Raw genomic sequence first — 24,233 nt, 5'->3', positions numbered from 1 at the left:
ATGCAATTGTTTTTGCTGCTACTGCGCGCGTGGAACCCGGGCAATCGGTACAATGCGGGCTTCATTGTTCAATTGCCCGTCGTTTCAAGCGGTTCGGGCGTCAAAGTTACTTCTATGGCAGTCATCTCTCTCTCCAATGCGCAACTTGCATTCGGCCACGTTCCACTTCTCGATCATGCTGAGTTTTCGCTGGAGGCAGGGGAGCGGGTTGGTCTGATCGGTCGTAACGGCACCGGTAAATCGTCATTGCTGAAAATCATCGCAGGCGTATCGAAGCTGGATGATGGTTTGCTGGTGATGCAACAAAACCTGAAGATCGCTTACGTCGATCAGGAACCGCATTTCGCACCCGAGATGACCGTGTTTGACGCGGTTGCTTCCGGCCTCGGTGAGTTGCCGGCGTTGCTGAATGAATATGAAGCGCTGACCGGGCAGTTCGGTGGCGACAATGATGACGCCATCATGGAGCGCATGCATGACATTCAGGTCAAGCTCGATGCGGCCGATGCCTGGAGTCTGAATAACAAGGTCGAGATTACGCTGGACAAGCTGAACCTGAATCGCCATGCGCTGGTCGGCGAATTGTCGGGCGGTATGCAAAAACGCGTGGCGCTGGCCTGCGGTCTGGTCGGTGGTCCTGATGTATTGCTGCTCGATGAACCTACCAACCATCTGGATTTCGGTTCCATCTTGTGGCTCGAAGGTTTGCTGCGCGACTACAAGGGCAGCGTACTGTTCGTCACCCATGATCGCAGTTTCCTGGATAACGTCGCCACCCGCATCATTGAACTGGATCGCGGCAAGTTATTGTCGTTCCCCGGCAACTTCACCACCTATCAGGCGCGCAAGGCCGATTTGCTGGCCAATGAGGAAGTCGAAAATGCCAAGTTCGACAAATTCCTGGCGCAGGAAGAAGTCTGGATACGCAAGGGTGTGCAGGCACGTCGTACCCGTGACGAAGGCCGCGTGCGTCGCCTGGAAGCCTTGCGGCAAGAGCGCAGCGTGCGCCGTGACCGCCAGGGACAAGTCAAGCTGGAAGTGTCGTCCGGCGAGCGCTCCGGCAAGATCGTGGCTGAACTGACCAATGTCGACAAGTCGTATGGCGACAAGATCATCGTGCGCGACTTTACCGGCACTATCATGCGCGGCGACAAGGTCGGCCTGATCGGTCAGAACGGCGCCGGCAAGACTACCTTGCTGAAGCTGATTCTCGGCGAAGAAACACCGGACGCCGGCACGGTGCGTCAAGGGACCAAATTACAGGTGGCGTACTTCGATCAGATGCGTACCCAACTGAACGAAGAAGCCAGTCTGGCCGATACCATTGCCCCGGGCAGCGACTGGGTCGAAGTCAACGGTCAGCGCAAGCATGTGATGACCTACCTGTCGGACTTCCTGTTCGCGCCGGAACGCGCCCGTTCGCCGGTACGGACTTTGTCGGGCGGCGAGCGCAATCGTTTGTTGCTGGCGCGTCTGTTTGCCAAGCCGGCCAATGTACTGGTGCTCGATGAACCGACCAACGATCTGGATATCGATACGCTGGAATTGCTGGAGGAGTTGCTGGAAGACTACGCCGGCACCGTGTTTCTGGTCAGCCATGATCGCACCTTCCTGGATAACGTGGTGACGCAGGTGATCGCCTCTGAAGGTGACGGCATGTGGCGTGAGTATGTTGGTGGCTACAGCGATTGGGAGCGGGTGCGCGCCAGTGCGCCGGCAGCCAAAGGCAAGAGCGACGGCAAGCCGGAAGTCAAGGCGGCCGAGCCGGCGCCGGTGGCTGCCAAAGCCAAAAAGCTCAGCTACAAGGAACAGCGCGAGCTGGATGAGCTGCCGAAGCTGATTGCCCAACTGGAAGCGGAGCAAAAGACGATTTCAGCGCAATTGGCTGATGCCGGTCTGTACAAGAAGAATCCGGATGAAGTGGTGCGTCTGAACGCGCGCTTCAGCGAGATCGACGGCTTGTTGCTGGAAAGTCTGGAAAAGTGGGAAGCGATCGAAGACCGCTCCAAGACCTGATCTGTCGGGCAGGAAAAGCCAGCGACGCCGCTTCAGTTCGGGCGTCTGCTGGCGTGACGCAATTCCGGCAGCATGTCGCGCATGCTGTCTGCATCCTCGGCATCCGGACGCATCGCCAGATAAGCTTCGAGGTCATCGAGTGCCGCCTGTGGCGATGACAGATTGGCATGTGCCAGCCCGCGGTCGCGGCGTTCGGTAATTTCATCCGGCAGCAAAATCACCAGCCGCTCCTGTACCCCGAGTACATCCTGCCAGCGCTGCGCTTCCGTAAAAATGGCTTTCAGATTACGCAACATGCGCGCCAGAATTTCGCGCGGATGGGCGGCGCGCAGATATGCGGCCAGCGGCAGCTCGTCGCCATAATCCTGTTGTTCCAGATACGGTTCCAGCCGCTCTTCCAGTTCTTCGCGTGACAGGCTGGCGCCGTTCATCGGGTCGAGCACGATATCGCCCGATTGCACTGACAGCTTCATCAGGAAGTGACCGGGAAAGGAAATGCCTTTCATGTTCAGACCGATCTGCTGGCCCAGTTCCATGTAGAGCACGGCGAGCGAAATAGGAATCCCGCGGCGTGTGGCAATCACGCGATGGATGTAGCTGTTGTCGGGATCGTAATAATTGTTGATGTTGCCCGCAAACGCCAGCTCCTGAAAAAAGAAATGGTTGAGCATGCGCAGCTTCTGGATATGCGAAGCATCGGTTGGCAGACGCTGTTTCAGCTTGAGCGCCTGGGTATCCATTTCGATCTGAAGCGAGGAAAAGTCCAGATCAGGATACACATCCTGACCCAGCGTCAGCGCTGATTCGAATAACGGAATCGAGTCGTCCTGACGAACCAGCGAAGCAAAGTATTCAAGAGATGTGAGCGTCATATGACACCCATGCTATCAAAATAAGCGCCCTTGTGAAATGCTTTGCTTGCGATTGCTGCGATGCGAAATTGCTGCGGTGAAGATTGACGAGATCAGCGTGATATGCGTTTGAAATCGCGGAAGCGGAATCCCATCGCTGCCAGTGATCCGAAGTAAGCCACGGCGCAGGCGGCCAGCACCAGCAGCAGGGCACCGACGCGTGTTGCCGGATGGGCGCGCATGGCGATCCAGTCGAAATGGCTGGCGACAAACAGGGCAACCCCGGCCAGCAAGAATAAGGCGCCGGTCAGCTTGATCAGGAACATGCGCCAGCCCGGTTGCGGTACATAGATGTTGCGATGACGCAAGCCCCAGAACAGGAAGCCGGCATTGAGGCAGGCACCGAGACCGATCGACAGTGCCAGTCCGGCATGGGCGATCCATGGCACGAACACATAATTCATCAACTGGGTCGTGATCAATACGCCGACGGCAATCTTGACCGGTGTCTTGATATCTTGCTTGGCATAAAAGCCGGGCGCCAGAATCTTGACCAGAATCAAGCCGATCAGGCCGACGCCGTATGCAATCAAGGCATGGCTGGTCATGGTCACGGCCAGCGCATCAAATTTGCCATAGTGAAACAAGGTCGCCGTCAGCGGCTCCGACAGTGTTGCCAGACCGACTGCGCATGGCAGTGCCAGCAGGAAAGTCAGGCGCAAGCCCCAGTCCAGCAGCGAAGAATATTCTTGCAAATCGTTGGAGGCGTGCGCATTGGATAAGCTCGGTAGCAGGATGGTGCCGAGCGCCACGCCGAGCAGGGCGGTAGGGAACTCCATCAGGCGATCAGCATAGGACAGCCACGATACGCTGCCGTGCACCAGCCGCGAGGCGATGTTGGTATTGATCATCAGGCTGATCTGGGCAGCCGAGACCGCGAACACCGCCGGTCCCATTTTCTTGAGTACCCGTTTGACGCCGGTGTCACGCAAGCCGATCATCGGATTCAGATACAGGCGCGGCAACATGCCGATCTTGATCAGCGCCGGAATCTGCAGCGCTACCTGCAACACGCCGCCGACAAACACCGCAAATGCCATGGCGTAGATCGGCTGGTCCATGTACGGAGCGACAAACAGCGAGGCAAAGATGAATGAAACGTTGAGCAGGACCGAGGTGAAGGCCGGAATCTTGAACTCGCGCCAGGTATTCAGAATGCCGCCTGCCAACGCCACGAAGGACATGAAGCCGATGTACGGAAACATGATGCGGGTCATGATCACCGAAGCATCGAAGGCCTTTTGATCGTATTTCAGACCGGTGGCGATGGAGTAGACGATGAGTGGCGTGGCCAGAATGCCAATCACGCAGGTCATCAGCATGACCCAGGTCAGTACCGTGGCGACATGATCGACCAGATGTTTGGTGGCGGCTTCGCCTTGCTGGTTTTTGTATTCGGCCAGAATCGGCACGAAGGCTTGGGAGAACGCGCCTTCGGCAAACAGGCGGCGCAGCAGATTGGGAATGCGGAAGGCCACATTGAATGCATCGGTGTATGCGGAAGCGCCAAATGCGCGTGCAAACAAAATCTCCCGGGCCAGTCCTGTAATACGGGAGAGCATCGTCATGCCAGAGACGGTGGCAAGCGTTTTATGCAAGTTCATGGAGCGGCATTATAGCGGTAGCAAAGGGGGTAAAGGCTGTGCCCAGGATGATCAGTTACAATCGGGCCGCGTCGGTGATCGGGCAGGTTGTGTCTTTTTTGCAATGTTCCGGCGCCGATTCGGGGTGTTAGCAACAGAATCGGACGGAATCTCAGGCGGGGTTTGCCAGTGCCTGAAAAAATGGTTATAATCCGTGGCTTTACAGAATTCCGCCTCGCAAGTTATCAGGATTGCGATGCTCACGATCTCGATTTAGGATAATTATTCATGGCAAATACCGCACAAGCACGCAAGCGTGCACGTCAAGCTGTTAAGCAAAACGCGCACAACTCCAGCCAGCGTTCGACGCTGCGTACAGCTATCAAGGCTGTCCGTAAGGCAATCGAAGCAGGCGACAAGGCTGCGGCGACTTCGGTGTTTCAGTCTTCGGTTTCGACCATTGACAGCATCGCCGACAAGAAAATCATTCACAAGAACAAGGCTGCTCGCCATAAGAGCCGTCTGGCTGCTGCTTTGAAGGCACTGGCTGCTTGATTTTTCAGGCGCAGTAACTTCGCAAGACCAGTACGCATTGTTCTGACACCGGCCCGGCCGGTGGGATGTAACTTAAAAACCGCCCGAGCGATCCGGCGGTTTTTGTGTTATCCAGCCATTTGTCGCGGCGTCATCACATCGCGCATGCTGCAGATGTTGGCAAGACAATAAAAAACCGCCCGGTAAATCAGGCGGTTTTTTTATTGTCTGTTGCTGTTGTTGCTACTGTTGTCAGTGCGGCAAGCCTTCGATGGTCATGCCGGGTTTGATGTTTTTTTGCCGGAACCAGCCCTTGTTCATCTCCAATGCATAGGTCGCGGGTTTGGTCGCGCAATGGGAGTCGGTGGTCTGTTCCTTCATTTCTTCGATATTGATGATCTTGCCCTTGTCGTCGAGGAATGCGACCGACAGTGGTATCAGGGTATTTTTCATCCACATGCAAACGCCGGCGGGCGCGCCGAACAGGAATACCATCCCTTCGTTGGGGCCCATCTTTTCGCGAAACATCAGACCCTGTTCGCGTTCTGCTTCGTTCGAGGCTACTTCGGCCTTGATCAGATACAGCCCGGCGTTGAGGGTGGTGGTCTTGAATCTGGCGGCTTGCTGGGCGCTGGCCGTTGCTGTCAGCGACAGGCTGAGTGCGGCAGAGAGGGCGAGCAGTGTGGAAAATCGACGCATGATGTCATCCTTGAGTTCAAGGAATTATACAGAGTGAAACGGAAATAAAAAAAGGCAGGACGAGCCTGCCTTTCAGTCGAGCGATTGCTAAATTACTTAGCTGGTGCTTCTGCGGCTGCAGCAGCTTTTTTCGCTTTCTTTGCCTTGTGGGCTTTTTTCGCTTTCTTTGCCTTTGGAGCGGCAGCAGCAGGAGCATCTGCTGGTGCAGCAGCAGGAGCTGCAGCTTGAGCGAAAACGGAAGTGGCGAACAAGCCAGCGATCAGAGCGGCGATCAATTTATTCATTTTGCAGTCCTTCAAATTAACATGTTAGGAAACCGACGATTCTTCTGAATCATTGCCAATAACGAAGAGCAGAGGGCTTGGTTGACACAAAACATCAAAAAAATAGTTTTTCCTGCCTGAGAGGAGAATTTGCTGGTTTCAGCGGGGATTATCCAGTGCTTCCGGCGCGACTTCTTGCCATTCGCCTGGCAGCAAGGGGTGACTTTGCAATGAAAAAGGGCCGATTGCGATCCGGATCAGGCGCAGCGTCGGCAGGTTGACGGCAGCGGTCATTCGTCTGACCTGGCGATTTTTGCCTTCGGTGATGCGCAGCGTGAGCCACGATGTGGGTTTGTTCTGGCGTTCCCGTATCGGCGGGTGGCGTGGCCACAGCCAGTCTGGCGCCTGCACATGCTTGACTTCGCATTCCCGGGTAGTGAAGTCGCCCAGATCGAGCGGATTGCGCAGGCGCTCCAGCGTTGCCGCGTCAGGTTCTCCTTCGACCTGCACCAGATAAGTCTTGGACTCCTTGCGCTTGGGATGGCTGATCGCATGCTGCAGCTTGCCATCGTCGGTCAGCAGCAGCAGTCCTTCGCTGTCGGCGTCCAGCCGGCCGGCCGGATAGATGTCCGGTATGTCGAGATAATCTGCCAGTGTTTCGCGTTCCGGTTGAGCGGAGAACTGGCACATTACCTGAAAAGGTTTGTTGAATAAAATAAGTGGCATGCAGGCTTGCTCGTAATCAGATCTTTGATGAGGTGGTGCAAAGGGTGTCAGTGTCTCAAAGACATGGCGTCCAGTAAAATACTAGTGCATAATACGAAACGATTGTCTTATGTCTTATATAAGACTTCCGGGCGTGATGTCAAATGTGACTCTGTGCTGCTGACAGAGCAAGCCCGTCCGCCCTGTGGTGCTTTTAATGCCGCCGCAACTGTCCGGCGCAGAATTGAAGTGCAACAAACTCCCCCATTTTCCGTTTTAACTCTCGGAGACACCATGTACCAACATATCAAAGTACCGGCTGAAGGTAAGAAGATTACCGTAAATGCTGATTTTTCCCTGAACGTTCCTGATAATCCGATCATTCCTTTCATTGAGGGCGACGGTACCGGTGTGGATATCAGCCCGGTCATGATCAAGGTGGTGGATGCTGCCGTTGCCAAAGCGTATGGCGGCAAGCGCAAGATCAGCTGGATGGAAATCTTTGCCGGTGAGAAGTCCACCAAGGTATATGGTCCGGATGTCTGGTTGCCGGAAGAGACATTGGATGCGGTGAAGGAGTATGTGGTGTCCATCAAGGGGCCGCTGACGACGCCGGTCGGTGGTGGTATCCGCTCGCTGAACGTGGCATTGCGCCAGCAACTCGATCTGTATGTCTGTCTGCGTCCGGTGCGTTATTTCAAGGGCGTGCCATCGCCGGTGCGTGAGCCGGAAAAAACCGACATGGTGATTTTCCGTGAGAACTCGGAAGATATCTATGCCGGAATCGAGTGGCAAGAAGGCTCCGAAGGCGCCAAGAAGCTGATCAATTTCCTGATCACTGAGCTGGGCGTCAAGAAGATTCGCTTCCCGGATACGTCCGGCATCGGCATCAAGCCAGTGTCGCGCGAAGGTACCGAGCGTCTGGTGCGCAAGGCAATTCAATACGCCATCGACAACGACAAGCCATCAGTGACGATTGTCCACAAGGGCAACATCATGAAATTCACGGAAGGTGGTTTCCGTGACTGGGCCTATGCGCTGGCGCAAAAAGAATTCGGTGCCGAGCTGATTGATGGCGGACCGTGGGCCAAATTCAAAAATCCGAAGACCGGTCGCGACATCATCGTCAAGGATTCGATTGCCGATGCCTTCCTGCAGCAAATTCTGTTGCGCCCGAATGAGTACAGCGTGATTGCCACGTTGAATTTGAACGGCGACTATATTTCCGACGCATTGGCGGCGCAAGTCGGTGGTATCGGTATTGCTCCGGGTGCCAATCTGTCGGACTCGGTCGCCATGTTTGAAGCCACGCATGGTACCGCGCCAAAATATGCCGGCAAGGATTACGTCAATCCGGGTTCGTTGATTTTGTCGGCGGAAATGATGTTGCGTCACATGGGCTGGATTGAAGCTGCTGATCTGATCATCACATCGACGCAAAAATCGATTGCGTCGAAGAAGGTGACCTACGACTTCGCTCGCCTGATGGAAGGTGCGACGCAAGTATCCTGCTCGGGATTCGGTGACGTCATGATCGAAAATATGTAATTGCCATGGTGTTGCCGTCTTCTGGCCGGCATGCATGATGGAAAACAAACCGTCCGTTTATCGCGGACGGTTTTTTTATGGGCAACCGGATATGGCGGCGGATGCGTCTGACGGCAGCACGATGTGCGTGGGCATTCCAGGTCACGTAACGCGGATGGGACAGGAGTTGCCGGATGGCATGGGGGCAGCAGGTCGGAGGCGCGAGGGGGAGGCGTTGTGACGCGTTAAACGGGAACGTGACCGGAGCAAGGCAGAGGGGGCGAGATGGAGGGGGGCCAACGAGAAACGACCCGGTCGCGCAAGCGATCGAGTCGTCAAGGGTAGCCCAGCGCGATTCCCGTATGGCCTGATCTGAATCAGGCCGGACGGCGTAGCTAAAAGAGGAGGGCTGTTACCAGGCGGGCAGCTTAGGCCGGTGCTTGGATGTTGGAAGCCTGCTTGCCTTTAGGGCCTTGCGTGACTTCGAACTGCACTTTTTGACCTTCTTTGAGCGTTTTGAAACCGTTCATCTGGATTGCCGAGAAGTGTGCGAACAAATCTTCACCGCCGTCGTCCGGAGTGATAAAGCCGAAACCTTTGGAATCGTTGAACCACTTGACTGTACCTGTTGCCATAAAAGCATCTTTCATTAAAAAAAATCACACGAGCCGTAAAAGCAAGAAGCGTCGCGTTATGCTGCCCCCCTTTAACTTGCCCCCTTCGTATTGACAAGCAGTAACGACTTACCAATGAATCTTATTGTTCTCGTTAGAAAAATAAAAGTCAAGTGATTTTGAGTGCAAATAATGTGCTTTTGTTTGCGAGATCGAAATTCCAGCTCTTGATTTACGATAAATCAGCGTTATCTGCGTAACATCGGGAAAACGCGTAATATCTATTTAATTGGTGATTTTCTCATCGGTGCGTTGCACAGTTGAACGAAGGTTTTAGAACAGACGCATGGCAACCAAGCACGAGAATGATGACGGTACGGTCCTGGCGAGGAAGGAGCAAAAGCTCAAGCCTCCGCCCATGTACCAGGTATTTTTGTTAAACGATGACTATACGCCGATGGAGTTCGTTGTCGCAGTCATACAGGAGTATTTCAACAAAGATCGTGAAACTGCGACGCAGATCATGCTCAAGGTTCACCGGGATGGCAAAGGTATGTGTGGTGTGTATCCCAAGGATATTGCATCCACAAAAGTGGAACTCGTTTTAACCCACGCTCGAAAAGCAGGGCACCCCCTGCAATGCGTGATGGAGGAAGCATGATTGCGCAGGAATTAGAAGTCAGTTTGCACATGGCGTTTGTCGAGGCTCGTCAATCCCGCCATGAATTCATTACAGTGGAACACCTGCTGTTGGCGCTGCTGGATAATCCGTCGGCGGCAGAAGTGTTGCGCGCGTGCTCAGTCAATATCGATGACCTGCGCAAGACGCTGACCAACTTCATTACGGACAACACGCCGACCGTGCCTGGCACGAACGAGGTCGACACGCAGCCGACGCTGGGATTCCAGCGCGTGATTCAGCGTGCGATCATGCATGTGCAGTCCGCTTCCAACGGCAAGAAGGAAGTGACGGGCGCCAACGTGCTCGTGGCGATCTTCGGCGAGAAGGATTCGCACGCTGTCTACTATCTGCACCAACAGGGCGTCACCCGCCTCGATGTGGTCAACTTCATTTCTCACGGCGTGCGCAAGGATCAGCAGATTGATTCGCAAAAAGCGCCTGAAGGTGCGGAAGACGTGCAGGCCGAAGGTCAGCAGAAGGAAAGCCCGCTCGATCAGTTCACGCAGAACCTGAACAAGGCTGCACAGGAAGGCAAGATCGATCCGCTGATCGGTCGCGATGCCGAAGTTGAACGCGTGATCCAGACACTGTGCCGTCGTCGCAAGAATAATCCGCTGCTGGTCGGCGAAGCCGGGGTCGGCAAGACTGCCATCGCCGAGGGGCTGGCATGGCGCATCACCCAGAACGATGTGCCGGAAATCCTGCGCAACGCGGTGGTCTATTCGCTCGATATGGGCGCGCTGCTGGCCGGCACCAAATATCGCGGGGACTTCGAACAGCGCCTGAAGGCAGTATTGAAGCAATTGAAGGACAGCCCGCACGGGATTCTGTTCATCGATGAAATTCATACCATCATCGGCGCCGGTTCTGCATCCGGCGGTACCCTCGATGCATCCAATCTGCTCAAGCCGGCATTGTCGAGCGGACAGCTGAAGTGCATCGGTGCGACGACTTATACCGAATATCGCGGGGTCTTTGAAAAAGACCATGCGCTGTCGCGTCGTTTCCAGAAGATCGACGTCAATGAGCCGACTGTCGAACAGACCATCCAGATTCTGCGTGGCCTGAAATCGAAATTCGAAGAGCATCATGGCGTCAAATATTCGGCATCGGCGCTGACTTCCGCTGCCGAGCTGGCAGCGCGCTTCATCAATGACCGTCACTTGCCGGACAAGGCGATTGACGTGATTGACGAAGCCGGCGCAGCGCAACGCATTTTGCCGAAGTCGAAGCAAAAGAAGACCATCGGCAAGAGCGAGATCGAGGAAATCATTTCCAAGATCGCGCGTATTCCGCCGCAGTCCGTCAATCAGGATGATCGTACCAAGTTGCAGACGATCGACCGCGATCTGAAGAATGTGGTGTTTGGTCAGGATCCGGCGATTGAAGCACTGGCATCGGCCATCAAGATGGCGCGTGCCGGTCTCGGCAAAACCGACAAGCCAATCGGCTCGTTCCTGTTCTCGGGTCCGACCGGTGTCGGCAAGACCGAAGTGGCCAAGCAACTGGCCTTCATCATGGGTATCGAACTGATTCGTTTCGACATGTCCGAGTACATGGAGCGTCACGCGGTCAGTCGTCTGATCGGTGCGCCTCCGGGTTATGTCGGTTTCGATCAGGGCGGTTTGCTGACCGAAGCGATCACCAAGAAGCCGCATGCGGTTCTGTTGCTCGATGAAATCGAAAAGGCGCATCCGGATATTTTCAATATCCTGCTGCAGGTCATGGATCATGGCACGCTGACCGATAATAACGGCCGCAAGACCGACTTCCGCAATGTGATCATCGTGATGACCACCAATGCGGGCGCCGAGAGTTTGCAGAAGCGTTCCATCGGCTTCACCGAAAAGAAGGAAGCCGGCGACGAAATGGCGGATATCAAGCGCATGTTTACGCCTGAGTTCCGCAACCGTCTGGACGCCATCATCAGCTTCCGTGCGCTTGATGAAGACATCATCCTGCGTGTGGTCGACAAGTTCCTGATGCAGCTCGAAGAGCAATTGCACGAAAAGAAAGTGGAAGCCGTATTCACCGACAATTTGCGCAAGTTCCTCGGCAAGAAGGGCTTCGATCCGCTGATGGGCGCACGGCCGATGTCGCGTCTGATTCAGGACATGATTCGCAAGGCGCTGGCAGACGAACTGTTGTTCGGCAAGCTGGTGACCGGTGGTCGTATCACGGTGGATATCGATGAGAAGGATCAGGTCAAGCTGGAATTCCCGGAACGGGATGACCCGACACCGCCGCCTGAAGAGCCGCAGGAAAAGCTCGAAGTCGAGTAATGCAATGCAACCGGCCATCTGCATGATGGCCGAAAAAAAGCCGGAACGTTTTCAAACGTTCCGGCTTTTTTTGTCGCCAATTTCTTGCAGGTTCTGGCTGAACCAGCCCCTGCATCACGACTTCACATCACGAATTCAAGGCGCCAGCGGTTTGCCGGCGGCCTGCTTGGCCTTCACGATTTGCGTCACTTTGCCGATCATGGCCAGCCGATAGCTGGTTGCCGGGTGAATCGCAGTATGGCCGTTGGGCACACTGGCAGGATACTGCGTCGCCAGGCGTTGCCAGAATGCCGGCACGTTGTCGATGCTGTAGCCGGCGCGCACCAGCATGTAGAGTGACAGCGAGTCGGCGGCCGCATCGAGATCCTGTGGAAACGGACGGATGCCGGCAGTACCGGCAATCGCCGTGGCATCGGGTTGCGTGCGCAGCAGATTGTCGATGACGCCGGCAGTGGTTGCCACCATGCGCTGACGAATCGCGTGACCGAGCGAATTGTGGGCCATTTCCTTGGCAATCAGATACGCCAGTTCTTCATCGCTTTGCGCAAACCGGAGCATGCCGCGGGTGATCAGTACACGTCGGCCGTCGGCATAAGTATTGACGTTATCGCTGTTGCCCAACTCGATACTGAACGCGCAGGCCAGTGTCAGCGGCACCGTTACCGTCTGTGTGGTCTTGTTGCGCAACAAGGTCAGCTTGATCGGCGTCTTGCCGGTCATCAGCGGGCTCAGCAGATTGGCTGCTTGCCGTTCGGCATCAGGACCTTGCTGCATCGGTTTGTCGGCGACGGCGACCAGAATGTCGCCGCGTTGCACGCCGCTGCGGGCGGCGCCGCTACCGGGCAGGACGCCGGTGACTTGCAGGCGCTCACCAAAACCGAGGCTTTGCGCCGCAGTGGCGAATTCACTCGGGTAGGAATACTTGTTCTTGGCAGTAAAGCCCAGCAGGTTGCGCGCATTGCCTTTGCACAACTGCGCGTTGGCAGTCAGCAACGGCGCGGCGACGCGATACAGGCGATCCTGTTCTGCGGTCAAGGTACGCAACGCGGCTTGTTCCGGCGTGTCGGCCGGTGGCCGGGCGGCTGGCGGCGGCGTGTTGGACTGAGGGGCTGTCGAAGTGGTCGGCGCTTGCGTGGCGCAAGCTGCGAGCAGCGCCAGCGGAGCGAGAACCAGACAGGTTTTCCATGACTGTCGGCGCCCCTGATTTTTTACTGCCATCAAGTTCTCCATTAGTGTTTGCCGGTGCTGCCGAAGCCGCCCGCGCCACGTTCGCTGGAATCGAATTCTTCGACGATATTGAATCCGACTTGCAATACCGGAACGATGACCAGTTGCGCCAGACGTTCCATGGGATTTAAGACAAATTCGGCTTGACCACGGTTCCATGTCGAGACCATCAATTGTCCTTGATAGTCAGAATCAATCAGTCCGACCAGATTGCCGAGCACGATGCCGTGTTTGTGGCCGAGACCGCTGCGCGGCAGAATCATGGCTGCATAGCCGGGATCGGCGATATGAATCGCGAGGCCGGTCGGAATCAGATGCGTGGCACCCGGCGCAATCGTCAACGGGGCTTCCAGGCAGGCGCGCAGATCGAGTCCGGCGCTGCCGCCGGTGGCATACGCCGGCAATTGGTCTTGCATGCGTGGATCGAGAATTTTGATATCAATGGTTTTCATGTGCTTCGTGCTGAAAGTGAAGGTAAGGGGTGGGCCGCAGAGCGCTTGTCAGGCAGCGCTGAGGCGGCGTGCTATTTCGCGTATCAGTTGGCGCGCCAGCGTTTGTTTATCGGCGCGCGGCAGCGCCACATGGCCCCGGGCGTCGAACAGCAGCAAGGCGTTGTCATCTTTGCCAAAGGTCTGGTGACCGATATTGCCGACCAGCAGCGGAATGTTTTTCTTCAGGCGTTTGGCGGCGCCGTGTTGTTCCAGGTTTTCTGATTCGGCGGCAAAGCCAACGCAATAGGGCCGTGTTTCCAACGCGGCAACCTCCGCCAGAATGTCCGGGTTTTGCTCGAACGCCAGCTGCGGCGCCTGGCCGTCGGCTTGCTTTTTCAGTTTCTGATCGCTGACATTGGCCACCCGCCAGTCGGCGACGGCAGCCACCGCGATGAAAATGTCCTGCCCGCTGACGTTGCCGTGGACTGCGGCATGCATGTCGCGTGCGGTCTGAACGTCGATGCGTTGCACGCCATAAGGCGTATCGAGTGCGGTCGGACCGGAGATCAGTACGACTTCGGCGCCAGCCTCGCGCGCTGCACGCGCCAATGCGTAACCCATTTTCCCGGAGGACAGATTGGTGATGCCACGTACCGGATCAATCGGTTCGAACGTGGGGCCGGCGGTCAGCAACACGCGGCGGCCGGCCAGTACCTTGGTTTGAAACGCGGCAACGATTTCTTCCAGCAGTTGCGCCGGCTCCAGCATCCTTCCGAGACCGGTTTCGCCGCAGGCCTGGGCGCCGGCTTCAGGGCCCAGCAGCAGAATGCCATCGCGGCGGATTTGCTCGACATTGCGCTGGGTAGCCGGGTTCTGCCACATTTCCACATTCATGGCCGGCGCTACCAGCAACGGCACCCCGGCCGGGCGCGCAATGCACAAGGTGGACAGCAGATCGTCGCAGGCGCCGTGCGCCAGTTTGAAAATGAAATCGGTGGAGCAGGGCACGATCACGATGGCGTCGATGCCGCGCGTCAGATCGATGTGCGGCATGTTGTTGGCGATGCGCGCATCCCACTGGTCGGTATAGACCGTGTTGCCGGTCAGCGCCTGCATCGTCACCGGGGTGATGAACCGGGTGGCAGCCTGCGTCATCACGACTTGCACCGAAGCGCCGGCCTTGCCGAGACCGCGTGCCAGTTCGGCCGCTTTGTAGCAGGCGACGCCGCCGGTCAGGCCGAGTAAGATTTTTTTGCCAGCGAGATCCATGTTGCTGCTCCCGGAATGATATTGCAATGAAGTTCGGCGCCGATGATGGGGCCGGTGCTGTCCGCGCCGGTCGCCGCGCCTATTTTCCTACGCGGCGCAGTTCGTCCACGACAAACAGTATCGCACCGATGCAAATGGCGCTGTCGGCGATGTTGAAAGCGGGCCAGTGCCAGCGGCCAACATAAACGTCGAGAAAGTCGATCACATGACCATAGACGATACGGTCGATCACATTGCCGATTGCGCCGCCGAGAATCAGGGCCAGCGCCCAGCAAAACATGCGCTGACCGGCATGACGCCGCAGCAGGTAGATGATATAAATCGCGGCGCCGATGCCGATGACGGTAAAGAAATGGCGCTGCCAGCCGGATTCCGACGACAGAAAGCTGAACGCCGCACCCTTGTTATACACCAGTACCAGATTGAAGAACGACGTGACCGCCATTGATTCACCGTAATGGAACAGCTTCGTGATGGTGATCTTGGAGAGCTGATCCAGCAACAGGATGATGGTAGCGATGCCCAGCCAGGGCAGCAGCGAATTGCCGGAGGAAGAGAGGGAACGTTTTTTGGTTGCCATGGTGTGATAGAAGGAACGTGGTGCCGTCCCGCGATGCACTCAGTGCAACGCAGGACGGCGTGGATCAGGCAAAGTGGCGCGATTCGCCCTGGCCGAACAGATTGGATTCGCAGCGTCCGCACAGGCCCGGGTGTTCCGGGTGTGAGCCGACATCGGCGCGGTAATGCCAGCAGCGTTCGCATTTTTGCTCGGTCGATGGCGTCACGATGATGGTTTCTTCAGCAGCGCTGGCGACTTGCGTCACCTTGGCGGCAGACGTGATCAGCACGAACTTCAGGTCATCGCCGAGACTTTGCAGCAGGGCATATTTGCCGGCATCGACCTTGAGTTCCACTTCGGCCTGCAACGAGGAACCGATGTTGCCGGCCATGCGCACTTCTTCCAACTGCTTGGTGACGGTGGCGCGCACTTCATGCAACAGCTTGAACTTGGCCAGCAATTGCTCGCCATCGGCGACTTCCGGCAAGGTGTAGTAAGTCTGCGTGAAGATGGTTTCATCGCTGGCGGCAAAGGCTTCCTTGTCGGCGAAGAATGACCACGCCTCTTCCGCCGTGAACGACAGCGTCGGCGCGATCAGGCGCAGCAGCGATTGCGTGATGTGCCAGATCGCGGTTTGCGCCGAACGGCGCGCGGGCGAGTTGACGCCGCTGGTGTACAGCCGGTCTTTGAGGATGTCGAGGTAGAACCCGCCGAGATCTTCCGAGCAATACATTTGCAGCTTGGATACCACCGGATGGAATTCGTAAGCATCGTAATGCGCCAGAATATCTTTTTGCAGCGCCGCCATGTCGGCGATGGCGTAGCGATCGATTTCCAGCATCTCGGCCACCGGCACGGCATGCGTGGCCGGCACGAAGTCGGAGGTGTTGGCCAGCAGGAAGCGCAAGGTATTGCGGATGCGACGATAGGCTTCCACGACACGCTTGAGGATTTCATCGGAGATCGAGATTTCGCCCGAGTAGTCGCTGGAAGCCACCCACAGACGCAGGATTTCCGCGCCCAGCGAATCGGCTACCTTTTGAGGCTCGACGCCATTCTTGAGCGACTTCGACATCTTGCGGCCTTCGCCGTCGACCACGAAGCCGTGCGTCAGCAAGGCCTTGTAGGGCGCGCAGCCATTGAGCATGGAAGAGGTCAGCAGCGACGAATGGAACCAGCCGCGATGCTGGTCCGAACCTTCCAGATACAGGTCGGCCGGGAATTGCAATTCCTGCTTGTGCGAACCGCGGATGACGGTCTGATGCGTGGTGCCGGAGTCGAACCAGACGTCCAGCGTATCCTTGTTTTTCAGATACAGGTCGGCTTCATCGCCGAGCAACTCTTTCGGGTCCAGCGTTTGCCAGGCTTCGATGCCATGCTGTTCGATGCGTTGGGCGACTTGTTCCAGCAATTCCGGTGTACGCGGATGCAGTTCGCCGGTTTCCTTGTGCACGAAGAAGGCCATCGGCACGCCCCATTGCCGTTGACGCGACAGCGTCCAGTCGGGCCGGTTGGCGATCATGCCGTGCAACCGGGCTTTGCCCCACAACGGATAAAACGCCGTCGCTTCAATTGCCGCCAGCGCCGTTTCGCGCAAGCTGGCGCCGCCATCTTTCGGCGTGTTGTCCATGCTGGCGAACCACTGTGATGTGGCACGGTAGATGATCGGTGTTTTATGACGCCAGCAATGCATGTAGCTGTGATCGAACATGACCAGCTTGAATAAAGATCCGGCAGCATCCAGTGCGGAGCAGATCGGCTTCGACGCTTCCCAGATGGTCATGCCGGCAAACAGCGGCAACCACGAGGCGTAACGACCGTCGCCCATGACCGGATTGATGAAGTCATCATCCTTCATGCCATGTGCTTTGCAGGAGATAAAGTCTTCGATACCGTAGGCCGGTGCCGAGTGGACGATACCGGTACCGCTGTCCGCCGTGACATAGTCGCCCAGATAGATTGGCGACAAACGGTCATAGCCGCTGTCGGCTTTCGCCAGCGGATGTTTGAAACTGATCAGCGACAACGCTTCGCCCTTGGTGGTGGCGATCACTTTGCCTTGCAGGCCGTAGCGTTGCAGGCTGGCTTCGACCAGATCGTTGGCAAGGATCAGCAGCAGCGGTTCGCCGTTGCGTTCGGTTTGCACCAGCGCGTAATCGAATTCGGGATGGACATTGAGCGCCTGATTGGACGGGATGGTCCAGGGCGTGGTGGTCCAGATGACGATGTAACCCTGTTCGGTCGGCAATGCGGACAGACCGAATGCAGCAGCGATCTTGGCCGGCTCGGCAAACGCAAAGCCGACATCGATGGCCGGGTCGCGTTTGTCCTGATACTCGACCTCTGCTTCGGCCAGCGCCGAACCGCAATCGAAACACCAGTTGACCGGCTTCAGGCCGCGATAGACGAAACCCTTTTCCAGAATGGTGCCGAGCGCGCGCAGTTCATCCGCTTCGTTCGAGAAATTCATGGTCTTGTATGGGTTGTCCCATTCGCCCAGTACGCCGAGCCGGATGAAATCCTTTTTTTGCAATTCGATCTGTTCATTGGCATACGCGCGGGCCTTGGCCTGCACTTCGGCGATCGGCAGATTCTTGCCGTATTTCTTTTCGATCTGGATTTCGATCGGCATGCCATGGCAATCCCAGCCCGGCACATATTGGGCATCGAAACCCGCCATGTTGCGCGCCTTGACGATCATGTCCTTGAGGATCTTGTTGACTGCGTGGCCCAGATGGATTTCACCGTTGGCATACGGCGGACCGTCATGCAGGATGAACTTGGGCCGGTTGGCGGATGCCTTGCGGATGCGGTTATAAACTTTCCGGGATTGCCATTCCTTGACCCATTGCGGTTCGCGCCTGGCCAGGTCGCCGCGCATCGGAAACGCGGTTTCGGTCATGTTGACCGGATATTTGCTCGGGGTCTTGCCTTCTTGCTTTGCAGGCTTGTTCGGTTTTGTCGGTTCGTTGGACATAAATTTTCTTCAATTAAATTCCATGGGGCCGTGCCGTCGGGCAGGGCGAGAGGCCGGGAGTACCGGCCGGCAATCAGGGTTGACCAGCGTCAAATTCGATCTGTTGCAGAAATGGCGAAACTCGCCTGTTCGGTAAAGTAGGCGCGGGCGTTGACGGCGTCGCGTTCGATGGCGGCGGTCAGTGTCGGCAAATCGACGTACTTTTCTTCGTCGCGCAATTTCTTGAGAAATTCAATGCGCAGCAGTTTGCCGTAACAGTGTTGGTTGAAGTCGAATACATGCGTTTCGAGCAGCACGCGGCCGCTGTCATCCACGGTAGGACGCACGCCGAGACTGGCGACCGCCGGCAGCGGTTGCGGCCCCAGACCGTGTACCTGCACTACAAAGATGCCGCTCAGGGCAGGACGTTTGTGGCCAACGCGCATGTTCAGTGTCGGAAAGCCGATGCTGCGACCGAGCTTTTTGCCGTGGATGACATGTCCCGAGATGGCATACGGATGTCCCAGCAATTGCCGGGCATGCTCAAAATCGCCGGCGGCCAGTGCGGTGCGCACTGATGACGAGGAGATGCGCACGCCCTGATTGTTCACATTCGGCATGGTGTGCACTTCAAAGCCATATTTCTTGCCGGCTTCGATCAGGGTGGCGATATTGCCGGCGCGCTTGGCGCCGAAGCAGAAATCTTCGCCGACCAGCAGCCAGCGCACATGCAATCCTTGCAGCAGGATTTTTTCGATGAAGTCTTGTGGCGACAGTCCCGCGAAATTGCTGCTGAAATGTTCGACGATGACGCGGTCGATACCGGCGTTGGCCAGTGACTGCAACTTGTCGCGCAGATTGGCAATGCGTTGCGGTGCCTTTTCGGGCATGCCGGCGCGTTGCGCAAAGAATTCACGCGGATGAGGCTCGAAGGTCATGACCGCCGCGTCGAGGCCGAGGCGTGAGGCGGCCTCGCGCACTTGCGCCAGCAGCGCCTGGTGGCCACGGTGCACGCCGTCGAAGTTGCCGATCGTCAAGGCGCACGGGGCGCGCGATTCAGCATTGGGAAGTCCGCGAAATACCTTCATGGAAGAAGAGGAAAGTGGTTCTGTCGCAAAAACCTCCCATTATAGATGCTTTCGGGAAGTTTCCTTGTATTGCCGTGCCAATCAAATTCGTCCGGCTGATCCGGGTGTGGCAATAGTTGACTGTTTTGACATGTTTGCGGTGTTGATGCTGATCCGGCCGTTGCGGTCGTCGAAACGACGGCAACGGCCGGATAGCGTGTTGCAGTGCGCGGTGGTGTTCAGGCGCGTGAAGAGCCCAGCAAGCCGCTCAGCAGCCCGCCCAGTTCAGAGGACAGGTCGCTGCCTGCTTCCGGCACCTTGCCGGCGGGAGTCAGTTTGTCCACCAGGCCCGGCAGAATCTGCGCCAGATGTCCGGCCGTATCAACTTGCGACAGACCGGCAGCCTGTGCCAGTTCGCTCAGTTTGTCTTCGCCGATGGCCTGCTGCACCTGATCGCCGGAAATCGGTTTGTTTTCACCGGTGCCGACCCATGAATCGGCAATGTGGCCGAGGCCGGCATTTTGCAGGTTGCTGAGCAAGCCGCCCAGACCGCCACCGGAATTGTTCAGCATGGATAACGCGGCTTGAATCAGCGCCGCTTTGGGATCGTTGCCGCCCTGTTGATTCAGTGCGCCAAGTACGCTGTCGAGTAAGCCCATTGCATTCTCCTGAGTAAGATGATTTGCAGCAACGCGAGTGGTTGCTGCAAGGGGGGGAAACCGTTGCTGTACGGCTATTTGCGAGGATTGCAATGCCGCCATCAGCAATATATCGGGAATCAGGAAAGTTGTACAAATGTTATTTAAAAAGCATGTTTTCCGGCAGCAGATTGTCGATATCGATGTCCATCATTTGATGATCACCTTCTCGATTACCTTTGGGCGCTCACATCTCGCCCCAAATCGCATTGAGTGCCGCCATGGCACTCAGGCCAGCGGTTTCAGTCCGTAAAATGCGCGGCCCCATTGACAGCATCAGTGCGCCGTTGGCGACCGCCAGATTTTCTTCGGCTTCGGTAAAGCCGCCTTCCGGGCCGACCATCAGGCCCACCGCCTGTGCCGGCTGATGCCGCGCCCAATCGGACAGCGGTTGCTGCGCGCGCGGCGACAACAGCACGCGTTTGTGCAAATCGCTCTGGGCAATCCAGCTATTGAAATCATTGAGTGGCGCCAGTTGCGCCAGCCGGTTGCGGCCGCTTTGTTCGGCTGCGGCGTTGATGATGCCTTGCCAGTGCAATTGCTTTTTCTCTGCGCGCTCGCTGTTGAGCCTGACCACGCAACGCTGGGCAGACAGCGGCTGGATGGCGGTAACGCCCAGCTCCACGGACTTCTCGATGATCCAGTCCATCTTGCCGGCTTCCGGCAATGCCTGCGCCAGCATGAGGGCATAGGGCAACTCGGCTTCGCGGGCGGAGAATGTTTTCAGTTCAACGTGAACCCGTTTTTTTTCGAGCCGGGTAATGCTGGCGGTGTATTCGCCGCCGGCACCATTGAACAGCGTGACCGCTGCACCGGGTTGCAGGCGCAATACCTGAATGTGATGCGAAACCTGCTCCGGTAACGCGAGTTCCATGCCAATGGTCATGGCATCCGGACAATAAAAGCGCGGCATGATGAATATCCTGATACAGATGACAGCAAGCGGCAAGAGCGTCCGATGATCGTCTGCGATTAGCCGCTGCCAGAGATTTTGGGCCTTCCCGGCGATTTCAGATTTTAATTCTTCAGCGCGCTCTCTGGTAAAATACTTGGCTCTGTAATAGTAGGCCGAAGACTGGGCGCATTGTTGTCTGATCGCAACTTCTCCGGCCGCAACTCTGCAACTCTTTGACACCGACATGACTTCCACACTCCCAACCGACAAGATGGCCAACGCAATCCGCGCTTTGGCAATGGATGCAGTACAAAAAGCAAATTCAGGGCACCCAGGCATGCCGATGGGAATGGCGGAAATCGCTGTTGCATTGTGGGCCAAGCACTATCGCCACAATCCGGCCAATCCGCAGTGGAGCAACCGTGATCGCTTCGTGTTGTCAAACGGACATGGTTCGATGTTGCACTACGCGTTGCTGCATCTGACCGGTTACGACCTGTCGATGGATGAAATCAAGAACTTCCGCCAATTGCACTCCAAGACTGCCGGCCATCCGGAAGTCCACATTACACCGGGTATCGAAACCACTACCGGCCCATTGGGTCAGGGCGTGACCAACGCGGTCGGCATGGCGCTGGCAGAAAAACTGCTGGCAGCGGAATTCAACAAGCCTGATCTGGCAGTGGTCGATCACTACACTTACGCGTTCGTCGGCGACGGTTGCCTGATGGAAGGTATTTCCCACGAAGCCTGTTCGCTCGCCGGCACGCTGCGCTTGTCCAAGCTGATCGTGCTGTACGACGACAACGGCATTTCCATCGACGGTCATGTCGAAGGCTGGTTCAAGGACGATACCCCGAAGCGTTTCGAGTCGTATGGCTGGAACGTGATTCCGGCGGTCGACGGTCACAGTGTGGAAGCCGTCAATGCGGCCATTCACCAGGCCAAGCTGGCCGACAAGCCGACCCTGATCTGCTGCAAGACCGTGATCGGCAAGGGTTCGCCAAATCTGGCTGGTACCGACAAGGTGCACGGCGCGGCATTGGGCGACAAGGAAATCGCGGCCGTGCGTGAAGCGCTGGGCTGGACTTCGGCACCGTTTGAAATTCCTGCCGACATTTATTCGGCATGGGATGCCAAGGAGCAGGGCAAGCAGCTCGAAGGCGACTGGAACAAGCTGTTCCAGAGCTATCAGTCCAAGTATCCAGAGCAAGCCGCCGAACTGGCGCGCCGCATCAAGGGTGATTTGCCGGCAACGTTTGATCAGACCGTGCAGGCATATCTTGCCGCTACGGTCGAAAAGAAAGAAAACATTGCTACCCGCAAAGCCAGCCAGAATGCGATTCAGGCTTATGCACAAGTGTTGCCTGAATTCCTCGGCGGCTCGGCCGATCTGACCGGTTCCAACCTGACCAACTGGAAAGAGTCGGTTGCGGTGCGCGCCGATCAGGCTGGTAATCACATCAACTACGGTGTGCGCGAATTCGGCATGAGCGCGATCATGAACGGTATTGCCCTGCACGGCGGTTATATCCCGTTCGGCGCGACCTTCCTGACATTCTCCGATTACAGCCGCAATGCATTGCGCATGGCGGCACTGATGAAAATCCGTTCACTGTTCGTGTTCACGCATGACTCGATCGGCCTCGGCGAAGATGGTCCGACCCATCAATCGGTGGAACACGTGTCGAGCCTGCGCCTGATCCCGAATCTGGACAACTGGCGCCCGTGCGATACCGTGGAATCGGCGATTGCGTGGGAGCAGGCCGTCAAGCGGGCGGATGGTCCGAGCACCCTGATCTTCTCGCGTCAGAACCTGCCATATCAGGAACGTACGCCGGCACAGATCGATGGCGTGCGTCGCGGTGGCTATATTCTCAAGGACGCCAAGGATGCCAAGGTCATCCTGATCGCCACCGGTTCCGAAATCGAACTGGCAGTGAAAGCGGCCGACGAACTGACAGCGCAAGGCATTGCTGTGCGCGTGGTGTCGATGCCAAGCACCGATGTGTTTGATCGTCAGGATGCAGCCTACAAGGCCGGCGTTCTGCAGCACGGCGTGCCGCGCGTGGCGATTGAAGCCGGCGTGACAGCATTCTGGTACAAATATGTGGGTCTGGAAGGCGCCGTGATCGGGATTGATACATTCGGCGAATCGGCACCTGCCGGCGTTTTGTTCAAGCACTTCGGCTTCACCGTGGAAAACGTGGTGAACAAGGTCAAGCTGGTCCTCGCCTGATCAGCCGGCTGCGAATAAACGCATACAGCTTTTTTTATCACTACCATCGGAGAAAACATGACTATCCGCGTTGCAATCAATGGCTATGGCCGCATCGGCCGCAACATCCTTCGTGCGCATTATGAAGGTGGCAAGAAACACGACATCGAGATCGTTGCCATCAACGACCTCGGCGATCCGAAAACCAATGCGCATCTGACGCAATACGATACTGCCCACGGCAAGTTCCCTGGCACGGTGGTGGTCGATGGTGATTCGATCGTAGTCAATGGCGACCGCATCAAGGTACTGGCACAACGCAACCCGGCAGAACTGCCATGGGGCGAACTGGGCGTTGATGTCGTGCTGGAATGCACCGGCTTCTTCACCACCAAGGAAAAGGCCGGCGCCCACATCAAGGGCGGCGCCAAGAAGGTGATCATTTCCGCACCGGGCGGCAAGGATGTGGATGCGACAGTCGTGTTCGGCGTCAACCATGACGTGCTCAAGGCAAGCGATACCGTGATTTCCAACGCATCGTGCACCACCAACTGCCTGGCACCGCTGGTCAAGCCGCTGAACGACAAGATCGGTCTGGTCAACGGTCTGATGACGACAGTCCATGCCTACACCAACGATCAGGTGCTGACCGACGTCTATCACGAAGATCTGCGCCGCGCCCGTTCCGCCACCATGAGCATGATCCCGACCAAGACCGGCGCTGCTGCCGCGGTCGGTCTGGTATTGCCGGAACTGAACGGCAAGCTCGACGGTTACGCCATCCGCGTGCCGACCATCAACGTATCGGTGGTTGACCTGACGTTCATCGCCGCGCGCGATACTACCGTGGAAGAAGTCAACAGCATCCTCAAGGAAGCATCCGAAGGCGCATTGAAGGGTATCCTGACCTATCAGACTGAACCGCTGGTGTCGGTCGACTTCAACCACAATCCGGCTTCCTCGAATGTGGACTCGCCATTGACCAAGGTTTCCGGTCGTCTGGTCAAGGTCGCTTCGTGGTACGACAACGAATGGGGCTTCTCCAACCGTATGCTGGACACGACCGTGGCGCTGATGGCAGCAAAATAATCGTCATT

General features: G+C 56.8%; 21 protein-coding genes. 7 read left to right on the top strand and 14 right to left on the bottom strand.

Translation table 11 applies throughout. The features are described 5' to 3' along the window. Positions 1–114: 114 nt before the first annotated feature. The gene (locus tag AKL27_RS03080; protein WP_050461466.1) at positions 115–2,016 is read left to right on the top strand and encodes an ATP-binding cassette domain-containing protein; all 1,902 of its coding nucleotides are present in this window, start codon (positions 115–117) and stop codon (positions 2,014–2,016) included. Between the two features lie 32 nt (positions 2,017–2,048). Here AKL27_RS03080 and AKL27_RS03075 read toward each other — a convergent pair whose 3' ends face one another. Then, positions 2,049–2,888 carry a SirB1 family protein gene (locus AKL27_RS03075; protein ID WP_050461291.1) on the bottom strand — a complete coding sequence of 280 codons (840 nt, stop codon included), beginning with the start codon at positions 2,886–2,888 and terminating at the stop codon, positions 2,049–2,051. 92 nt (positions 2,889–2,980) lie between these two features. Further along, positions 2,981–4,531 (bottom strand): murein biosynthesis integral membrane protein MurJ, encoded by a 1,551-nt coding sequence (murJ, locus tag AKL27_RS03070; protein WP_050461290.1) that lies wholly within the window; start codon positions 4,529–4,531, stop codon positions 2,981–2,983. Positions 4,532–4,798: 267 nt separating this feature from the next. On the opposite strand from murJ, the gene rpsT reads away from it, so the two are divergent. Then, positions 4,799–5,065, top strand: coding sequence for a 30S ribosomal protein S20 (gene rpsT / locus AKL27_RS03065; RefSeq protein WP_050461288.1), 267 nt, complete (start codon positions 4,799–4,801; stop codon positions 5,063–5,065). A 231-nt stretch (positions 5,066–5,296) separates the two neighbouring features. Here rpsT and AKL27_RS03060 read toward each other — a convergent pair whose 3' ends face one another. From AKL27_RS03060 to AKL27_RS03050, 3 genes are all read right to left on the bottom strand, one after another. Beyond that, on the bottom strand, positions 5,297–5,743 hold the full coding sequence (locus AKL27_RS03060; protein WP_050461287.1) for a DUF192 domain-containing protein: 447 nt from the start codon (positions 5,741–5,743) through the stop codon (positions 5,297–5,299). A gap of 92 nt (positions 5,744–5,835) precedes the next feature. Beyond that, on the bottom strand, positions 5,836–6,027 hold the full coding sequence (locus tag AKL27_RS03055) for a hypothetical protein (RefSeq protein WP_050461465.1): 192 nt from the start codon (positions 6,025–6,027) through the stop codon (positions 5,836–5,838). A 138-nt stretch (positions 6,028–6,165) separates the two neighbouring features. Then, the gene (locus AKL27_RS03050; protein ID WP_050461286.1) at positions 6,166–6,732 is read right to left on the bottom strand and encodes a pseudouridine synthase; all 567 of its coding nucleotides are present in this window, start codon (positions 6,730–6,732) and stop codon (positions 6,166–6,168) included. Positions 6,733–7,005: 273 nt separating this feature from the next. Between AKL27_RS03050 and icd the strand changes: the two genes are divergently transcribed. Beyond that, a complete protein-coding gene (icd, locus tag AKL27_RS03045; RefSeq protein ID WP_050461284.1) occupies positions 7,006–8,259 on the top strand; it encodes an NADP-dependent isocitrate dehydrogenase in 1,254 nt (417 codons plus the stop codon). A gap of 407 nt (positions 8,260–8,666) precedes the next feature. Here the strand turns inward: icd and cspE are convergent, their stop codons facing one another. Further along, positions 8,667–8,873, bottom strand: a complete 207-nt coding sequence (gene cspE, locus AKL27_RS03040) for a transcription antiterminator/RNA stability regulator CspE (protein WP_050461283.1) — start codon at positions 8,871–8,873, stop codon at positions 8,667–8,669. Positions 8,874–9,198: 325 nt separating this feature from the next. Between cspE and clpS the strand changes: the two genes are divergently transcribed. After that, the gene (clpS, locus tag AKL27_RS03035; protein WP_050461282.1) at positions 9,199–9,513 is read left to right on the top strand and encodes an ATP-dependent Clp protease adapter ClpS; all 315 of its coding nucleotides are present in this window, start codon (positions 9,199–9,201) and stop codon (positions 9,511–9,513) included. After that, positions 9,510–11,816: an ATP-dependent Clp protease ATP-binding subunit ClpA gene (clpA, locus tag AKL27_RS03030; protein WP_050461278.1), complete on the top strand. Its 2,307-nt coding sequence runs from the start codon at positions 9,510–9,512 to the stop codon at positions 11,814–11,816. Before clpS ends, clpA begins: the two co-directional genes overlap by 4 nt. A 135-nt stretch (positions 11,817–11,951) precedes the next feature. Here clpA and AKL27_RS03025 read toward each other — a convergent pair whose 3' ends face one another. From AKL27_RS03025 to AKL27_RS02990, 8 genes are all read right to left on the bottom strand, one after another. Continuing rightward, entirely contained in the window at positions 11,952–13,034 is a 1,083-nt protein-coding gene (locus tag AKL27_RS03025; RefSeq protein ID WP_232310883.1) for a M48 family metallopeptidase, read from the bottom strand. Positions 13,035–13,045: 11 nt separating this feature from the next. Beyond that, the gene (gene dut / locus AKL27_RS03020; protein ID WP_050461274.1) at positions 13,046–13,495 is read right to left on the bottom strand and encodes a dUTP diphosphatase; all 450 of its coding nucleotides are present in this window, start codon (positions 13,493–13,495) and stop codon (positions 13,046–13,048) included. 48 nt (positions 13,496–13,543) lie between these two features. Continuing rightward, positions 13,544–14,743: a bifunctional phosphopantothenoylcysteine decarboxylase/phosphopantothenate--cysteine ligase CoaBC gene (coaBC, locus tag AKL27_RS03015; RefSeq protein WP_050461272.1), complete on the bottom strand. Its 1,200-nt coding sequence runs from the start codon at positions 14,741–14,743 to the stop codon at positions 13,544–13,546. 79 nt (positions 14,744–14,822) lie between these two features. Further along, positions 14,823–15,323, bottom strand: coding sequence for a signal peptidase II (gene lspA, locus AKL27_RS03010; protein WP_050461271.1), 501 nt, complete (start codon positions 15,321–15,323; stop codon positions 14,823–14,825). Positions 15,324–15,387: 64 nt separating this feature from the next. Further along, positions 15,388–18,279 (bottom strand): isoleucine--tRNA ligase, encoded by a 2,892-nt coding sequence (gene ileS, locus AKL27_RS03005; protein ID WP_050461270.1) that lies wholly within the window; start codon positions 18,277–18,279, stop codon positions 15,388–15,390. Positions 18,280–18,368: 89 nt separating this feature from the next. Further along, entirely contained in the window at positions 18,369–19,346 is a 978-nt protein-coding gene (locus AKL27_RS03000; protein ID WP_050461268.1) for a bifunctional riboflavin kinase/FAD synthetase, read from the bottom strand. Positions 19,347–19,564: 218 nt separating this feature from the next. Continuing rightward, positions 19,565–19,984, bottom strand: a complete 420-nt coding sequence (locus tag AKL27_RS02995; RefSeq protein ID WP_050461265.1) for a YidB family protein — start codon at positions 19,982–19,984, stop codon at positions 19,565–19,567. A 226-nt stretch (positions 19,985–20,210) separates the two neighbouring features. Next, a complete protein-coding gene (locus AKL27_RS02990; RefSeq protein WP_050461264.1) occupies positions 20,211–20,936 on the bottom strand; it encodes a 16S rRNA (uracil(1498)-N(3))-methyltransferase in 726 nt (241 codons plus the stop codon). A 226-nt stretch (positions 20,937–21,162) separates the two neighbouring features. On the opposite strand from AKL27_RS02990, the gene tkt reads away from it, so the two are divergent. Continuing rightward, the gene (tkt, locus tag AKL27_RS02985; protein WP_050461261.1) at positions 21,163–23,157 is read left to right on the top strand and encodes a transketolase; all 1,995 of its coding nucleotides are present in this window, start codon (positions 21,163–21,165) and stop codon (positions 23,155–23,157) included. Between the two features lie 57 nt (positions 23,158–23,214). Next, entirely contained in the window at positions 23,215–24,225 is a 1,011-nt protein-coding gene (gene gap / locus AKL27_RS02980) for a type I glyceraldehyde-3-phosphate dehydrogenase (protein WP_050461260.1), read from the top strand. Positions 24,226–24,233 lie beyond the last annotated feature (8 nt).

The sequence above is a fragment of the Herbaspirillum autotrophicum genome (assembly GCF_001189915.1).
Taxonomy (GTDB): Bacteria; Pseudomonadota; Gammaproteobacteria; order Burkholderiales; family Burkholderiaceae_D; genus Herbaspirillum; species Herbaspirillum autotrophicum.
This window is presented reverse-complemented; position numbering and strand designations above follow the sequence as displayed.

Coding starts and splice junctions, on each gene's coding strand:
- ileS (WP_050461270.1), bottom strand. CDS start 18,279: ATGTCCAACGAACCGACAAAACCGAACAAGCCTGCAAAGCAAGAAGGC.
- AKL27_RS03080 (WP_050461466.1), top strand. CDS start 115: ATGGCAGTCATCTCTCTCTCCAATGCGCAACTTGCATTCGGCCACGTT.
- clpS (WP_050461282.1), top strand. CDS start 9,199: ATGGCAACCAAGCACGAGAATGATGACGGTACGGTCCTGGCGAGGAAG.
- gap (WP_050461260.1), top strand. CDS start 23,215: ATGACTATCCGCGTTGCAATCAATGGCTATGGCCGCATCGGCCGCAAC.
- AKL27_RS03000 (WP_050461268.1), bottom strand. CDS start 19,346: ATGAAGGTATTTCGCGGACTTCCCAATGCTGAATCGCGCGCCCCGTGC.
- tkt (WP_050461261.1), top strand. CDS start 21,163: ATGACTTCCACACTCCCAACCGACAAGATGGCCAACGCAATCCGCGCT.
- coaBC (WP_050461272.1), bottom strand. CDS start 14,743: ATGGATCTCGCTGGCAAAAAAATCTTACTCGGCCTGACCGGCGGCGTC.
- dut (WP_050461274.1), bottom strand. CDS start 13,495: ATGAAAACCATTGATATCAAAATTCTCGATCCACGCATGCAAGACCAA.
- AKL27_RS03025 (WP_232310883.1), bottom strand. CDS start 13,034: ATGGCAGTAAAAAATCAGGGGCGCCGACAGTCATGGAAAACCTGTCTG.
- AKL27_RS02990 (WP_050461264.1), bottom strand. CDS start 20,936: ATGCCGCGCTTTTATTGTCCGGATGCCATGACCATTGGCATGGAACTC.
- AKL27_RS03050 (WP_050461286.1), bottom strand. CDS start 6,732: ATGCCACTTATTTTATTCAACAAACCTTTTCAGGTAATGTGCCAGTTC.
- AKL27_RS02995 (WP_050461265.1), bottom strand. CDS start 19,984: ATGGGCTTACTCGACAGCGTACTTGGCGCACTGAATCAACAGGGCGGC.
- rpsT (WP_050461288.1), top strand. CDS start 4,799: ATGGCAAATACCGCACAAGCACGCAAGCGTGCACGTCAAGCTGTTAAG.
- icd (WP_050461284.1), top strand. CDS start 7,006: ATGTACCAACATATCAAAGTACCGGCTGAAGGTAAGAAGATTACCGTA.
- AKL27_RS03060 (WP_050461287.1), bottom strand. CDS start 5,743: ATGCGTCGATTTTCCACACTGCTCGCCCTCTCTGCCGCACTCAGCCTG.
- clpA (WP_050461278.1), top strand. CDS start 9,510: ATGATTGCGCAGGAATTAGAAGTCAGTTTGCACATGGCGTTTGTCGAG.
- AKL27_RS03055 (WP_050461465.1), bottom strand. CDS start 6,027: ATGAATAAATTGATCGCCGCTCTGATCGCTGGCTTGTTCGCCACTTCC.
- AKL27_RS03075 (WP_050461291.1), bottom strand. CDS start 2,888: ATGACGCTCACATCTCTTGAATACTTTGCTTCGCTGGTTCGTCAGGAC.
- cspE (WP_050461283.1), bottom strand. CDS start 8,873: ATGGCAACAGGTACAGTCAAGTGGTTCAACGATTCCAAAGGTTTCGGC.
- murJ (WP_050461290.1), bottom strand. CDS start 4,531: ATGAACTTGCATAAAACGCTTGCCACCGTCTCTGGCATGACGATGCTC.
- lspA (WP_050461271.1), bottom strand. CDS start 15,323: ATGGCAACCAAAAAACGTTCCCTCTCTTCCTCCGGCAATTCGCTGCTG.